The 13,998-nt window shown below is 42.5% G+C and carries 17 protein-coding genes; 16 read left to right on the top strand and 1 reads right to left on the bottom strand.

Annotated elements, in window-relative coordinates; translation table 11 throughout:
- Positions 1–86 precede the first annotated feature (86 nt).
- From PGZ10_RS03605 to PGZ10_RS03580, 6 genes are all read left to right on the top strand, one after another.
- Complete coding sequence (locus PGZ10_RS03605) at positions 87–395, top strand: metal-sensing transcriptional repressor (protein ID WP_117833980.1); 309 nt, start codon at positions 87–89, stop codon at positions 393–395.
- Positions 396–486: 91 nt separating this feature from the next.
- A complete protein-coding gene (locus PGZ10_RS03600; protein WP_270540710.1) occupies positions 487–3,009 on the top strand; it encodes a heavy metal translocating P-type ATPase in 2,523 nt (840 codons plus the stop codon).
- Positions 3,010–3,359: 350 nt separating this feature from the next.
- Entirely contained in the window at positions 3,360–3,854 is a 495-nt protein-coding gene (infC, locus tag PGZ10_RS03595; protein ID WP_008374852.1) for a translation initiation factor IF-3, read from the top strand.
- A 33-nt stretch (positions 3,855–3,887) separates the two neighbouring features.
- Positions 3,888–4,085, top strand: a complete 198-nt coding sequence (gene rpmI, locus PGZ10_RS03590; protein WP_022220532.1) for a 50S ribosomal protein L35 — start codon at positions 3,888–3,890, stop codon at positions 4,083–4,085.
- A gap of 34 nt (positions 4,086–4,119) precedes the next feature.
- Positions 4,120–4,476: a 50S ribosomal protein L20 gene (gene rplT / locus PGZ10_RS03585; RefSeq protein ID WP_117556230.1), complete on the top strand. Its 357-nt coding sequence runs from the start codon at positions 4,120–4,122 to the stop codon at positions 4,474–4,476.
- Between the two features lie 180 nt (positions 4,477–4,656).
- On the top strand, positions 4,657–5,433 hold the full coding sequence (locus tag PGZ10_RS03580) for an ATP-binding protein (RefSeq protein ID WP_270540709.1): 777 nt from the start codon (positions 4,657–4,659) through the stop codon (positions 5,431–5,433).
- 134 nt (positions 5,434–5,567) lie between these two features.
- Here the strand turns inward: PGZ10_RS03580 and PGZ10_RS03575 are convergent, their stop codons facing one another.
- Positions 5,568–5,933 (bottom strand): metal-dependent transcriptional regulator, encoded by a 366-nt coding sequence (locus PGZ10_RS03575; protein ID WP_173687693.1) that lies wholly within the window; start codon positions 5,931–5,933, stop codon positions 5,568–5,570.
- A gap of 297 nt (positions 5,934–6,230) precedes the next feature.
- Here PGZ10_RS03575 and PGZ10_RS03570 point away from each other — a divergent pair, with 297 nt between their 5' ends.
- From PGZ10_RS03570 to PGZ10_RS03525, 10 genes are all read left to right on the top strand, one after another.
- Positions 6,231–6,440, top strand: a complete 210-nt coding sequence (locus PGZ10_RS03570) for a FeoA family protein (protein WP_022220531.1) — start codon at positions 6,231–6,233, stop codon at positions 6,438–6,440.
- Between the two features lie 74 nt (positions 6,441–6,514).
- Positions 6,515–6,733, top strand: coding sequence for a FeoA family protein (locus PGZ10_RS03565; protein ID WP_055260881.1), 219 nt, complete (start codon positions 6,515–6,517; stop codon positions 6,731–6,733).
- A 49-nt stretch (positions 6,734–6,782) separates the two neighbouring features.
- Entirely contained in the window at positions 6,783–8,960 is a 2,178-nt protein-coding gene (gene feoB / locus PGZ10_RS03560; RefSeq protein WP_270540707.1) for a ferrous iron transport protein B, read from the top strand.
- 83 nt (positions 8,961–9,043) lie between these two features.
- On the top strand, positions 9,044–9,217 hold the full coding sequence (locus PGZ10_RS03555; protein ID WP_270540705.1) for a FeoB-associated Cys-rich membrane protein: 174 nt from the start codon (positions 9,044–9,046) through the stop codon (positions 9,215–9,217).
- 14 nt (positions 9,218–9,231) lie between these two features.
- The gene (locus PGZ10_RS03550; protein WP_008374867.1) at positions 9,232–9,363 is read left to right on the top strand and encodes a hypothetical protein; all 132 of its coding nucleotides are present in this window, start codon (positions 9,232–9,234) and stop codon (positions 9,361–9,363) included.
- Position 9,364: 1 nt separating this feature from the next.
- Positions 9,365–9,733 (top strand): heavy-metal-associated domain-containing protein, encoded by a 369-nt coding sequence (locus tag PGZ10_RS03545; protein WP_118217274.1) that lies wholly within the window; start codon positions 9,365–9,367, stop codon positions 9,731–9,733.
- 27 nt (positions 9,734–9,760) lie between these two features.
- Entirely contained in the window at positions 9,761–10,153 is a 393-nt protein-coding gene (locus PGZ10_RS03540) for a Fur family transcriptional regulator (RefSeq protein ID WP_117833989.1), read from the top strand.
- 306 nt (positions 10,154–10,459) lie between these two features.
- Entirely contained in the window at positions 10,460–10,780 is a 321-nt protein-coding gene (locus PGZ10_RS03535) for a DUF6110 family protein (RefSeq protein WP_008374872.1), read from the top strand.
- A 14-nt stretch (positions 10,781–10,794) separates the two neighbouring features.
- On the top strand, positions 10,795–12,867 hold the full coding sequence (locus PGZ10_RS03530; RefSeq protein WP_330674219.1) for a heavy metal translocating P-type ATPase: 2,073 nt from the start codon (positions 10,795–10,797) through the stop codon (positions 12,865–12,867).
- 322 nt (positions 12,868–13,189) lie between these two features.
- Positions 13,190–13,948: a prolipoprotein diacylglyceryl transferase gene (locus tag PGZ10_RS03525; RefSeq protein WP_270246062.1), complete on the top strand. Its 759-nt coding sequence runs from the start codon at positions 13,190–13,192 to the stop codon at positions 13,946–13,948.
- Positions 13,949–13,998 lie beyond the last annotated feature (50 nt).

The following is a 13,998-nucleotide window of genomic DNA, read 5'->3' as shown; positions in this document are numbered from 1 at the left end:
TTAAAATGAGAAAAATTCTTCTTGCAATATACCCTGATGGGGTATATAATGACCCTCGTAAAGAGGAAAGATAAGAGGTGAGACGCATGGAAGAAAAGAAAGAATGTTGTCACTGTCATAAGACGAAAGAGCGTTCTGAAAAGGAATACAAGGACATGATCAACCGCCTGAACCGGATTGAAGGGCAGGTCAGAGGTGTGAAGCGCATGGTAGAAGAAGATGCGTACTGTCCGGATATTCTGATTCAGGTATCGGCGATCAATGCGGCACTCAACAGTTTTAATAAAGTCCTTCTGGCGAATCATATCCGTACCTGTGTGGCAGAGGATATCCGCGAGGGAAAAGATGAGACGATTGATGAGCTGGTTGTAACGCTTCAGAAACTGATGAAATAACAGGATTGTTATAGATTTTCAGATGAAAAGCGCAGGAAAATTTTTACAATATAAAAATGGCAGATAAAGCCAAAAAGTGAGGTGGATTTTTGTGGAACAATATACAGTAACAGGAATGAGCTGTGCGGCATGCAGCAGCAGAGTGGAAAAGGCAGTATCGAAGGTATCGGGAGTTACCAGCTGTTCGGTCAGTCTTCTGACGAATTCCATGGGAGTAGAAGGGACCGCATCCCAGTCGGAGATCATTGCGGCTGTTGAGGCAGCAGGATACGGTGCTTCGGTAAAAGGAGCAGATGCAGGAGCCAAAAAGGGCACAGCAATGGACGAGGATGCCCTGAAAGACAGGGAGACACCGATTATGAAGCGCCGTCTGATCGCATCTCTTTGTTTCCTGATCCCACTGATGTACATTTCCATGGGTCATATGATGTGGAACTGGCCACTGCCGGGATTTCTGGCTGGCAATCATGTAGCAATGGGACTGATCCAGCTGTTATTTACCGGAATTATCATGGTGATCAACCAGAAGTTCTTCATCAATGGATTTAAGGGACTCCTTCATGGTGCACCGAACATGGATACTCTGGTTGCACTGGGATCAGGGGCCTCCTTTGTATACAGCACCTATGCATTGTTTGCAATGACCGATGCACAGATGAAGATGGATATGGAAGGCGTCATGTCTTATATGCATGAGTTCTATTTTGAATCAGCAGCCATGATCTTGACGCTTATCACAGTCGGAAAGATGCTGGAAGCGCATTCCAAAGGAAAGACAACCGATGCATTAAAGAGTCTGATGAAGCTGGCTCCGAAGACAGCTGTTGTCCTGAAAAATGGTGTGGAGACAGAGGTTTCCATCGATCAGGTGAAAAAAGGCGATATCTTTGTAGTAAGACCGGGTGAAAATATACCGGTAGACGGTATTGTGCTGGAAGGAACCAGTGCAGTCAATGAAGCAGCACTTACCGGAGAGAGTATTCCGGTTGATAAAGCAGAAGGTGATAAGGTATCTGCTGCAACCATGAACCAGTCCGGTTTCCTCAAATGCGAGGCAACCAGAGTTGGGGAAGATACCACACTTTCACAGATCATTCAGATGGTCAGTGATGCGGCGGCAACCAAAGCACCGATCGCAAAGATTGCAGACCGTGTATCCGGAATATTTGTGCCGGCGGTTATTACGATTGCAGTGATTACAATTATCGTATGGTTGATCGCAGGTCAGAGTGTTGGATTCGCACTGGCAAGAGGTATTTCCGTACTCGTTATCAGCTGCCCTTGTGCACTGGGACTTGCCACACCGGTTGCCATTATGGTTGGTAACGGAATGGGCGCAAAGAACGGAATCATGTTCAAGACGGCGGTATCTCTGGAAGAGACCGGTAAAATGCAGATCGTAGCTTTGGACAAGACCGGAACCATTACAAGCGGGGAACCGAAAGTAACGGATATGATACCGGCAGAGGGTATCTCGGAGGAAGAACTTTTGGGATTTGCTTATGCACTGGAAAGAAAGAGCGAGCACCCACTGGCACATGCAATTTTGCAGGAAGCCCAAGAGCGCAGACTGGATGCGGAGGAAGTAGAAGACTTCCAGGCAGTACCTGGAAACGGACTTTCCGCAGTTCTTGCAGGAAAGACGATTTATGGTGGAAATAAGAAATTTATCCAGACAAAGACTTCTGTGGATGCAGGAATGCTGAAAAAAGCAGAAGATCTGGCGGCAGAAGGAAAGACGCCTTTGTTCTTTGCGAAAGAAGATCAGCTGATCGGAATCATTGCGGTAGCAGATGTCATTAAAGAGGACAGTCCGAAAGCAGTCAAAGAATTGCAGAATATGGGCATCCATGTGGTAATGCTGACCGGTGACAATGAGAGAACCGCAAAAGCGATCGGACATCAGGCTGGTGTAGATGAGGTGATCGCAGATGTTCTTCCGGACGGAAAAGAAGCCGTTATCCGGAAATTGAAGAAAAAAGGAAAAGTAGCAATGGTCGGTGATGGAATCAATGACGCTCCGGCACTTACCAGAGCCGATATGGGAATTGCGATTGGTGCAGGAACCGATATCGCGATCGATGCAGCAGATGTTGTTCTGATGAAAAGCCGTTTAAGTGATGTACCGGCAGCCATCCGTATGAGTAAGGCAACTTTAAGAAATATCCATGAGAATTTGTTCTGGGCATTTTTCTACAATGTGATCGGAATCCCGCTTGCAGCGGGGGTATGGTATCCGCTTTTCGGATGGAAATTAAATCCGATGTTTGGCGCAGCAGCTATGAGTCTTTCAAGCTTCTGTGTCGTAACCAATGCACTTCGTCTGAACTGGTTTAAAATGTATGATGCCAGCAAAGATAAGAAGATAAAGTCAAAAGTCAAAGAAATAGAGGAGGAAAAGACAATGACAAAAACAATGAAAATCGAAGGTATGATGTGTGGACACTGTGAGGCAACCGTAAAGAAAACTCTGGAAGCAATTGAAGGAGTAGAGGCGGCAGAAGTAAGCCATGAAAATGGAACAGCGGTAGTAACACTTGCGGCAGAAGTAGCCGATGAGGTACTGAAAAAAGCTGTTGAAGACAAAGATTACAAAGTGACAGGGATTGAGTAGGTTTAAGTCCGAAAAATAAAGATTGTTAGAAATTACAATATTATAAAGAAGAAAAATATGGAGAAAACCATTATTTTGATTGATTTATTATGAAAAAAACAATCAAAATAATGGTTCATAAAAAAATAAAAAAAGTGTTGACACCATATAAAATCTGTGGTAAATTATAACTTGCGTAAAGCGAACAACAAAGAAGAGTATCCACTCTCACCTTAGCGCAATTAGGCGACTAACGGTTTGATATTGAATTTATAATACCGGATATAAGTATTGTATGCAATAGATAGTGGATAGTCTGCAGCTATTCACTATTTTTTATTTATTGGAGGTGCACAACAATTAGCGATTTAATGATTAACGAACAAATCCGCGACAGAGAGGTACGCGTGGTTAGCGAGAGTGGGGAACAGTTAGGAATAATGTCAGCAAGAGAGGCTATGAAGCTGGCACAGGAAGCGGAACTGGATCTGGTTAAAATCGCTCCGACAGCGAAACCGCCGGTTTGTAAGATTATCGATTATGGTAAGTACAGATACGAACAGGCAAGAAAAGAAAAAGAAGCAAAGAAAAAACAGAGAACTGTCGAGGTTAAGGAAGTGCGTCTTTCACCAAATATTGACACCAACGACCTGAACACGAAGATGAATAATGCTAGAAAATTTATCTCAAAAGGAAATAAAGTAAAGGTTACACTTCGTTTCCGCGGTAGAGAGATGGCTCATATGCAGCAGAGTAAACATATTCTTGACGATTTTGCTGAGAAGATGAAAGATGTTGCTGTCATTGAAAAGCCGGCAAAACTTGAAGGCAGAAGCCTGAGCATGGTTTTAACTGAAAAACGTTAAAAATAAATTATCTATATTAAGGAGGAAAACATCATGCCAAAAATTAAAACAAATAGAGCTGCTGCAAAGCGCTTCAAAACAACAGCTACAGGTAAACTTAAAAGAAACAAAGCTTACAAGAGCCATATCTTAACAAAGAAGTCTACTAAGAGAAAAAGAAATCTTAGACAGTCAACTATCACAGATTCTACAAATGTAAAGAACATGAAGAAAGTTTTACCATATCTCTAAGATTTGGCAGGAAAGATAGAAGGAGGATTAAGTAATGGCAAGAATTAAAGGCGGAATGAACGCTAAGAAGAAACACAATAGAACTTTAAAACTGGCTAAAGGATACAGAGGAGCTCGCTCTAAACAGTACAGAGTTGCAAAACAGTCTGTAATGAGAGCCCTTACATCAGCATACGCAGGAAGAAAGCAGAAAAAACGTCAGATGCGTCAGCTTTGGATCGCTCGTATCAACGCAGCTGCAAGAATGAATGGTCTTTCTTACAGCAAGCTTATGCACGGACTTAAAGTTGCCGGTGTAGATATGAACAGAAAGATGCTCGCTGAAATGGCAGTTAATGATGCAGCTGGATTCGCAGCTGTAGCTGAAGTTGCTAAAAAGGCACTTGCATAATTAAATCAGACGATTTCGTATAGAGTTTGAGAGAAGAGGGAAAACCTTGTGGAGAGAATCCGCAAGGTTTTTTTACGTGGATTGTTGTTATAACAACAGAATAGAATGCGGTTGTAAGCTAAAATAAGTTGGTAAAGTTAAAGGAATACAAATTTTTCGAATAGGAGGATATAAAGGAATATGATTCGTAGAATTATTCAGATAGATGAGGAGAAGTGTAACGGGTGTGGAGCTTGTGCAAAGGCCTGCCATGAGGGGGCTATTTCTATGGTAAATGGGAAAGCAAAGCTGATGAGAGATGATTATTGCGACGGGCTGGGAGACTGTTTGCCGAATTGTCCGGTGGATGCCATTCATTTTGTAGAGCGTGAGGCGGCGGCTTATGATGCGGAGGCTGTGAAGCAGAATATGCTTAAAAAGCAGCAGGAAGAGGCTGCAAAGCAGAATGCGGGAGAAGGACCGAAAGCACCGGTAAAACCATTTGCAGGGGGATGTCCTGGAACCCGTATGCGTATGATGAACAGAGAGGAGAGTATGCAGAATGCAGAGAGCGAAGAGGAAGGAAGGGAGACGGCGAAAAGCGTGAATAAGAGTATGCTTTCCCAGTGGCCGGTACAGATTAAGCTTGCACCGGTGAATGCACCATATTTTGACGGGGCGAAGCTTCTGGTCGCTGCAGATTGCAGTGCCTATGCTTATGGAGATTTTCACAATCGTTTTATCAAAGGGCATGTGACTTTGATTGGATGTCCAAAACTGGATAATGTGGATTATTCGGAGAAGCTGACGGAGATTATTAAGAACAATAATATTAAGAGTGTGACGATTGTGCGGATGGAAGTACCTTGTTGTGGCGGACTTGAGCTGGCGGCTAAGAAAGCGCTTCAGGAAAGCGGTAAATTTATTCCGTGGCAGGTCGTGACCTTGTCGCTTGACGGACAGATCATTGATGAATAATATTAGTAAAATAAAGTGATTTCATTACGGAAAACAGCATATAAAATATGTTGCGGTAAAACTGCAGAGGCTGCAAAAGGGTAAAGAAAAAGGCTGAAAAGTTATAAAAAACTTTTCGGCCTTTTTGATGCTTACTAATGTGTTCGTACATATTCTTTGATTGCGTTAAAGCTTTCTTTGCTGATTACATGTTCCATCTGGCAGGCATCATCTGTAGCAATCTCCTCCGGTACACCGAGTTCAATCAGCCATTTTGAAATAAATTCATGACGTTCATAGATCATGTTCGCGATCTCTTTTCCTGAATCGGTCAGATAGATAAAACCTGCATCTGTTACGGTAATATGATTCTCCTGACGAAGCTTCTTCATGGCGATGCTGACACTTGATTTTTTGAAACCAAGTTCATTTGCGATATCTACGGAGCGTACGACAGGTAATTTTTTACTTAACATCAATATTGCTTCAAGATAATTTTCGGATGATTCATTTTTAGCCATTTATTCCGGTCACCTCACTATTCATTCTTATACCTTATAGGATACCATGGATTGTATTTTTTTTCAAATAATATTGTTCTGTAAATGCGCTTTTTGTGCAAAAGTAGAAGTTATAACTATTAAAAGTAAGCATTAAACAGTAAAAATGAGAAAGGAAAAACAAAGGTTTTTTAAAACTTAAAAAAACACTTGACAACGCACGAATGTTAGCATATACTAACTATTGAACCGAAGTTGGTAATGAAAAAAATTATCATTCGAAATTCCAAATATGCAAAAGAACAGGAGGTAGGGATTATGCCTTTAACGATGGCGAATATTGGTGAAGTAAATGAAATCAAGAGAATTGGTGGAAATGAAGAAACAAGGCGATTCCTTGCGAATCTCGGATTTGTAGCAGGTGCAGAGATTACAGTTGTTTCTGCAATCGGTGGTAACGTGATCGTGAACATCAAGGATTCACGTGTTGCGGTTAATTCTGATATGGCGCGGCATATTATGATCTAGCCTCTGGCTGGTCGGCGGGTCCGCTGTATATATATTCTGTATTACGAAGCTTAAAGGAAAGGAGATATACAACAATGACTTTAGGTGATGCAAAGGTTGGAAGCACTGTTGTTGTGACCAAGATTGAAGGAGACGGAGCTTACAAACGCCGTATTATGGACATGGGCATAACAAAAGGAAGCGAGCTGTACATCAGAAAAGTTGCGCCTCTCGGCGATCCTGTTGAGATTACTGTAAGAGGATATGAACTTACGGTAAGAAAAGATGATGCACAGTGTGTGCAGGTAAAATAGCATATACATAATTATGCATGAGAGTAGTACAACAAGGAGGTAAAAAGGAATGGCAATTAAAATTGCACTTGCCGGAAACCCGAACTGCGGTAAAACTACCATGTTTAACGCACTCACAGGAGCCAACCAGTATGTTGGTAACTGGCCAGGGGTTACTGTAGAGAAAAAAGAGGGTAAATTAAAAAGTAAAAAGACAAAGGAAGAAGTTATCGTAACTGACCTTCCGGGTATCTATTCAATGTCTCCATATACACTGGAAGAGGTTGTCAGCCGTGATTATGTGCTGAAAGAAAATCCGGATGTGATCATTGATCTGGTGGATGCAACCAATATTGAACGTAACCTGTATCTGACAACTCAGCTGATCGAGACAGGTGTTCCGGTTGTTATTGCACTGAACATGGCAGATCTTCTTGCGAAGAGAGGAATCAAGATCGATGTGAAGAGACTTTCGATGTTACTCGACTGTCCGATCATCGAGACATCTGCGCTGAAAGGTGAAGGACTTGACAAACTGATTGATGAAGCAGTAAAAGTTGCTAAGAAGTCAGAAATCGATCTTCCGAAAGATATCTTCTCGGCAGAACTGGAAGGTGCTGTGGCAGAAGTTAAGAGTGTTCTTCCAGATTCTGTTTCAGAAGAGAAGAAGAGATGGTACGCTGTTAAATTCCTTGAGAACGACAGCAAGGTAGTAGAGAGCATGAAGCTTTCCAGTGCGGCAGCCCAGACGGTAGAAGCACAGAGAAAAGCTCTTGAAAAGAAACATGACGATGATATGGAAAGCATTGTAACAGACGAACGTTACAAATTCATCCAGAAGATTGTTTCAACAACTGTTCAGAAGGGAAAAGAAAAGCTTACAACTTCTGACAAGATTGACCGTATCGTTACGAACCGATTCCTCGGAATCCCAATCTTTATGCTGGTAATGTGGGTCGTATATTATGTTTCTGTAACAACAGTCGGTACCTTTGTAACAGACTGGACAAATGATGTATTTGTAGTAGCAATTCAGAATGCAGCAACAAGCGCACTTTCGGCAATCGGCGCCGGTGACATGGTTATGGGACTTGTTGTTGATGGTATCATCGGTGGCCTTGGAGCAGTACTTGGTTTCGTGCCACAGATGGCAATCCTGTTCCTCTTCCTGTCTATCCTTGAAGATTGTGGATACATGGTTCGTATCGCATTCGTCATGGACCGTGTGTTCAGACATTTCGGACTTTCAGGAAAGAGCTTTATCCCGCTTCTGATTTCATCAGGCTGCGGTATTCCTGGAATCATGGCTTCTAAGACTATTGAACAGGACAATGACAGACGTCTTACAATTATGACAGCAACTTTTATCCCGTGTGGAGCTAAGCTTCCGGTTATCGCTCTGATGGGTGGTGTTATTTCCGGTGAAGTAGCAGGATATCAGGAAAGTTCATTTATCGCACCGCTTATGTATTTCATTGGAATTGTTGCAGTACTTGTGGCTGCAATCATCCTGAAGAAGACCAAACCGTTCTCAGGAAAACCGGCACCGTTCGTAATGGAACTTCCACAGTACCATATTCCACAGGCTAAGACAGTTCTCCTTCATGTATGGGAAAGACTGAAAGGCTTCATCATCAAAGCCGGAACAATCCTGTTCCTTGCCTGCGTCGTAATGTGGTTCCTTGGCGGATTCGGATTTGCAGACGGAAACTTTGGTATGGTAGAAGACAGCGCAGACAGTCTTATGGCAATGATTGGTGGCGTGATCGCACCGCTCTTTGCACCACTTGGATTTGGCGAGTGGCAGCCGGTAGCAGCTTCTATCTCTGGATTTACAGCAAAAGAAGCAATTGTTTCAACAATGGGTGTACTTGCAAATGTATCTGGTGATACAGAAGATGCAGTCAACGTAGCAGCTGGTGTTGCATCTTGGTTCCCAAGCTCAATTGCAGCATTTACATTCCTGATGTTCAACCTTCTTGATTCTCCTTGCCTTGCAGCAATTGCTACAATGGCACAGCAGATGCAGTCAAGAAAATGGTTCTGGTTCGCAATTCTCTTCCAGAACATCTTCGCTTACATCGTATGCCTCTGTGTATATCAGATCGGTTCATTCGTAACAGGCGGAGCATTCGGAGTTGGTACAGCAGTTGGATTCCTTTTCCTTATCGCAATCCTTTTCATGCTGTTCAGACCAGATCCGTATAAAAATCAGAAAGTTTATTCAAAACGTTCTGTAAACGCATAAGATTTATAAGAACTTTAAGGCGGAAGCCGGATGCAGAAGCCTGTGTCCGGCTTCCAGTGTAAAAGAAAGACAAGGTGAAGGTTATGATCGCAAATATTGTGATAGTGGCACTGATCGCAGCATATTGTATTTATCTGATTTACAAAGGTTATAAAAACCATAAAGAAGGAAAACCGGTCGGTTGCACTGGATGCAGCGGTAACTGCGGTTCGTGTAGCGGATGTAGTGGAAAAACCGTACCAAAGAAGAAAGACTGAAAGGCGGAAGGCATATGGGAAGTTCAACAGGCTCTATGTTCTATGCATTCGGGGCATTCTTGATCATTTATCTTGTAGGAGTCAGCATATATCAGTTGGTTTTATGGATAAAGAAATGGCGTGAACGCCGGAAGGATGAGGAATAAGATGGTTGATGCAATTATTGTTCTGATCGTGATCGTACTTCTTATTTTTGCATTAAAGGGTACGCTTAAACATTTTAAAGGGGAAAGCCCTTGCTGTGGTGGTGGATCTGGACTGATCAAGACAGAGATTGAAGAAAAGGTTCTGGATCATCCGGCAATCGGTAAAAAGACGGTGATGGTTTCCGGTATGCACTGTGATCATTGCGTGAAAAGTGTAACGGAAGCAATCGACAAAATCGAAGGTGCATCTGCAAAGGTGAATCTCAAAAAAGAAGAAGCAGTTGTAAGCTATGACAGAGAAATCGATGATGATGATCTGAAAAAAGCTGTCGAGGAAGCAGGATTTAAGGTAGTTGATATCAGAGCCTAACAGGCGACAGCATGGAAAGGGGCTATCATGGACGCAAAAGAAAGAATAATCGAGCAGCTGAAAAGAAGTGGCTGTAGGGTTACGAAGCAGCGGCTCATGCTGATCGATGTTATTTTGGAAGGAAAATGTAATTGCTGCAAGGAAATTTATTATCAGGCGTCTCTGAAGGATCCGAGTATCGGACCGGCGACGGTATACCGTATGGTCAATACGCTGGAACAGATCGGAGCGATCAGCCGCAAGAATATGTATCGTATTTCGGATGATGGCAATAAGATGGAATGCATGGTCGAACTGGAGGATGGAACGGTTCTTGATCTTCCGGAAGATAAATGGACAGCAGTAATTAAAACTGGTCTGGATGCCTGTGGATTTTCGGGTGGACAGAATGTGAGAAACATTACACTCAAAGAAGCATAACATTGTAAAAAAACGTTCTGAAACGGAACGGTTCGGATATGGAGGCAGGTACCGTGGTTGTATCTGTCTCTTTAAGATACCGGGAAATGAGTTTCTTCTATATAAATATGGATATAGATAACTGTGAAAAGTTGTGTAAAAATTAAGGTGAAAATAGCGAATTCGTGTCAGATATAATGAAAAAAAGTTTGACAAAACTGATTTTACACAAAAGTGAGAAAATTTATCAGAAGCAAAAAAAGACTGGAAATTTTCAGATTCGTGTCATATAATAGGCGTTAATGAAAAAACAGGAGGTACATAGATATGTTTGATATTACTAAAGTAAATTGGAAAAAGGTTGGAATTTTTGCATCAGGAGTTCTTTTTGGAACAGCTGGAATCAAAGCGCTTTCAAGCAAGGATGCTAAGAACGTGTACACAAATTGTACAGCAGCAGTTCTTCGCGCAAAAGACTGTGTTATGAAAACAGCTACAAATATCCAGGAAAATGCAGAGGATATTTACGCTGAAGCTAAGAATATCAACGAAGAAAGAGCTGCTGAAATGGAAGAATTTTCTGATGCAGATACAGCAGCAGAGGCTGAAGAAGCTGAAAATACAGAGTTCAACGAAGTAACAGAGTAAGAGGCGCACTGAACGTGAAGTTTACAATTAAACATGAAATGAAAGGCCGGATGAGAGTCCGGCTTTCTCAAAAAAGAATGACATATGAACAGGCTGATATATTACAGTATTATCTGCTCTGCAATGAATCAGTCAAATTAGCAAAGGTATATGACAGAACCTGTGATGCAGTCATTAATTATACCGGTGACAGAGAAGAGGTAATTCGTCTTCTGCAGGAATTTCGCTATCAGACAGTGGAAGTTCCGGCAGATGTACTTGCAACTTCAGGTCGTGAAGTGAATGCACAGTATCAGGAAAAGCTGTTCAATAAAGTAGTATTTCATTATGCGAGAAAATGGTTCCTTCCGTATCCACTGAATGCATGCTATACATCGGTCATGTCACTGAAGTATATCTGGAAGGGAATCAAGTGTCTGTGGGCACGTAAAGTTGAGGTCCCGGTGCTGGATGCGACTGCAATCGGTGTATCCGTTGCACGTGGGGATTTCAGTACAGCCGGATCCGTCATGTTCCTGCTTGGAATCGGTGAGATTCTGGAAGAGTGGACACATAAGAAATCCGTAGATGACCTGGCAAGGACCATGTCTCTGAACGTAAGTAAGGTATGGCTGAAGACAGAAGATCAGGAAGTTCTGGTTCCTGCATCCAAGATAAAAGCAGGAGACCGGATTGTGATTCGTATGGGAACTGTGATTCCGTTTGACGGCGATATCGTGGATGGTGAAGCGATGATCAATCAGGCATCTCTTACCGGAGAGTCAGTGTCTGTCCGCAAGACGGTTGGAAGCTATGCATATGCAGGAACCGTGGTCGAAGAAGGTGAGATCACAGTTGAAGTTAAACAGGTAAGTGGAAACAGCCGCTTCGATAAGATCGTTACGATGATTGAAGAATCTGAGAAGTTAAAATCAGGAGTAGAAAGCAAGGCAGAACATCTTGCAGACAGGCTTGTACCGTATTCACTTGGTGGAACAGCTCTTACCTATCTGCTGACGAGAAATGTCACAAAGGCCCTTTCAATCCTGATGGTAGATTTTTCGTGTGCCCTTAAGCTTTCAATGCCGATTTCGGTGCTGTCTGCAATTCGTGAAGCAAACCTTTACAATATTACCGTAAAGGGCGGAAAGTATCTGGAAGCTGTGGCAGAGGCAGATACGATCGTATTTGACAAGACTGGTACACTTACAAAAGCAACACCTACCGTGGTGGATGTGGTTCCCTTTGATGGAAGAACACCGGATGAACTGCTCCGTATTGCAGCGTGTCTGGAAGAACATTTTCCACATTCTATGGCAAAAGCAGTAGTAAATGCAGCAAAAGAGAAAAATCTGGATCATGAAGAAATGCATTCCAAGGTAGAGTATGTGGTTGCACATGGAATTTCTACAACGATTGATGATAAAAATGTAATTATCGGAAGCTCTCATTTTGTATTTGAAGATGAAAAATGTACAATTCCGGAAGGAAAACAGGAGTTATTTGACAGTCTTCCGGAAGAATATTCACATCTGTATCTTGCAATCGAGAATCAGCTTGCAGGAGTGATCTGTATTGAAGATCCATTGAGAGAAGAGGCGAAGACAGTAGTTGCCGAGCTTAAGAAAACAGGATTTGGAAAGATTGTTATGATGACAGGTGACAGCGACCGTACAGCTTCGGCGATCGCAAAGCGTGTCGGTGTGGATGAATATTATTCAGAAGTACTGCCGGAAGATAAGGCTGCATTTGTAGAAAAAGAAAAAGCAGCCGGAAGAAAAGTTATTATGATCGGCGATGGTATCAATGATTCTCCGGCGCTTTCAGCGGCAGATGTGGGAATTGCGATCAGCAATGGCGCAGAGATTGCACGTGAGATTGCAGATATTACGGTAGGCGCAGATGATCTTGGACAGATCGTGACCTTAAGACGTCTCAGCAATAGGCTGATGAAGAGGATCCAAAGTAATTACCGCTTTATCGTTGGATTCAATTCCGGTCTGATCGTACTCGGAGTAACCGGTGTGATTCAGCCGACGACATCAGCACTTTTACACAATACTTCAACTCTGGCAATTGGGCTGAAGAGTATGAAGAATCTTCTGTAAGGCAGAACAATGTAATGATAGCTCTAAACGTGGGGGGTGATTCTCTGAATCATGCCCCATTGCTGGATTAAGAGGCAAAATAGCGTTACTGTTCACTCCCGTGTCAATCACTACGCTGATTGGCACGGAGGATGCACGTTTTATTTTGAATGGCATCTCGCCCATCGCCAAAGGCGATTTAAAATGGCGAGATGCGTTGCTGGTCGCAGGTACTGTGAACAGTAACAAAATAGCAGATAGTATCTAAAAGGATAAGATTGACAAATGAAGGGATAATCCATACAATGATAAATAGATTGATAAAAGGGAGGAAGAAAAAAGCGTGAAAATTGATCTGTTTTCAATAGGAAAGTTTACGATACATGGATATGGACTGATGATCGCAATCGGTATCCTTTGTTGTGTGGCAATGGCTTCTTATCGCGCAAAAAAGAATGGACTGGATCCGGAAGCAATTGTGGATATTGGAATTTATGGTGTAATCGGCGGTTTTTTAGGTGCAAAAATTCTATATGTGATCGTGGAGTTTAAGACATTTATCAGGGATCCGAAGACGGTACTCGGTTCAGAAGGGTTTGTCGTATATGGTGGAATTATTGCCGGTTTTCTGACAGCAATTGTATATTGCAGAATCAAGAAGCTTTATTTTCTGGAATATTTTGATCTCGCTGTGGCAAGTATTTCGATGGCACAGGGATTTGGAAGAATCGGATGTTTTCTTGCAGGATGCTGCTATGGAAGGGAGACAACCTCCAGATTTGGTGTGATCTTCCCGGAAGGCGGGCTTGCTCCGGCAGGTGTAAAACTGATTCCTACACAGCTTATTTCGTCTGCAGGCGATTTCCTGATCATGATCGTGTTACTTCTATATTATAGAAAGAATAAAAAAGACGGTACACCGGGAAGTGTAGGTTTTCTGTATATGCTGCTGTATGGTGTAGGAAGATTCCTTGTTGAGTTTTTAAGAAATGATAACAGAGGGGGAGTTGGGATGTTCTCAACCTCCCAGTGGATCTCCATGGTGATCGTAGCAGGTGGAATTGTATTGTATCTGGTAAATAAAAAAAGGCATAAAAGGTAAGGAAGCAGAAGATGGAGCCAGATTCGTCCAGTGGACGAATGCCCTGCGCC

The sequence above is a fragment of the Coprococcus sp. AF102-57 genome, assembly GCF_027686195.1.
In the GTDB taxonomy this organism is placed as follows: Bacteria; Bacillota; Clostridia; order Lachnospirales; family Lachnospiraceae; genus Allocoprococcus; species Allocoprococcus comes.
The sequence above is the reverse complement of the archived record's forward strand: the minus strand, read 5'-3'. Positions and strand labels throughout refer to the sequence as shown.

Excerpts from the sequence above, each read along its gene's own strand:
- PGZ10_RS03555 (WP_270540705.1), top strand. The coding sequence starts at position 9,044 with ATGATCGCAAATATTGTGATAGTGGCACTGATCGCAGCATATTGTATT.
- PGZ10_RS03565 (WP_055260881.1), top strand. The coding sequence starts at position 6,515 with ATGACTTTAGGTGATGCAAAGGTTGGAAGCACTGTTGTTGTGACCAAG.
- PGZ10_RS03540 (WP_117833989.1), top strand. The coding sequence starts at position 9,761 with ATGGACGCAAAAGAAAGAATAATCGAGCAGCTGAAAAGAAGTGGCTGT.
- PGZ10_RS03550 (WP_008374867.1), top strand. The coding sequence starts at position 9,232 with ATGGGAAGTTCAACAGGCTCTATGTTCTATGCATTCGGGGCATTCTTG.
- PGZ10_RS03575 (WP_173687693.1), bottom strand. The coding sequence starts at position 5,933 with ATGGCTAAAAATGAATCATCCGAAAATTATCTTGAAGCAATATTGATG.
- rplT (WP_117556230.1), top strand. The coding sequence starts at position 4,120 with ATGGCAAGAATTAAAGGCGGAATGAACGCTAAGAAGAAACACAATAGA.
- rpmI (WP_022220532.1), top strand. The coding sequence starts at position 3,888 with ATGCCAAAAATTAAAACAAATAGAGCTGCTGCAAAGCGCTTCAAAACA.
- PGZ10_RS03580 (WP_270540709.1), top strand. The coding sequence starts at position 4,657 with ATGATTCGTAGAATTATTCAGATAGATGAGGAGAAGTGTAACGGGTGT.
- PGZ10_RS03570 (WP_022220531.1), top strand. The coding sequence starts at position 6,231 with ATGCCTTTAACGATGGCGAATATTGGTGAAGTAAATGAAATCAAGAGA.
- PGZ10_RS03605 (WP_117833980.1), top strand. The coding sequence starts at position 87 with ATGGAAGAAAAGAAAGAATGTTGTCACTGTCATAAGACGAAAGAGCGT.
- infC (WP_008374852.1), top strand. The coding sequence starts at position 3,360 with ATGATTAACGAACAAATCCGCGACAGAGAGGTACGCGTGGTTAGCGAG.
- PGZ10_RS03535 (WP_008374872.1), top strand. The coding sequence starts at position 10,460 with ATGTTTGATATTACTAAAGTAAATTGGAAAAAGGTTGGAATTTTTGCA.
- PGZ10_RS03545 (WP_118217274.1), top strand. The coding sequence starts at position 9,365 with ATGGTTGATGCAATTATTGTTCTGATCGTGATCGTACTTCTTATTTTT.
- feoB (WP_270540707.1), top strand. The coding sequence starts at position 6,783 with ATGGCAATTAAAATTGCACTTGCCGGAAACCCGAACTGCGGTAAAACT.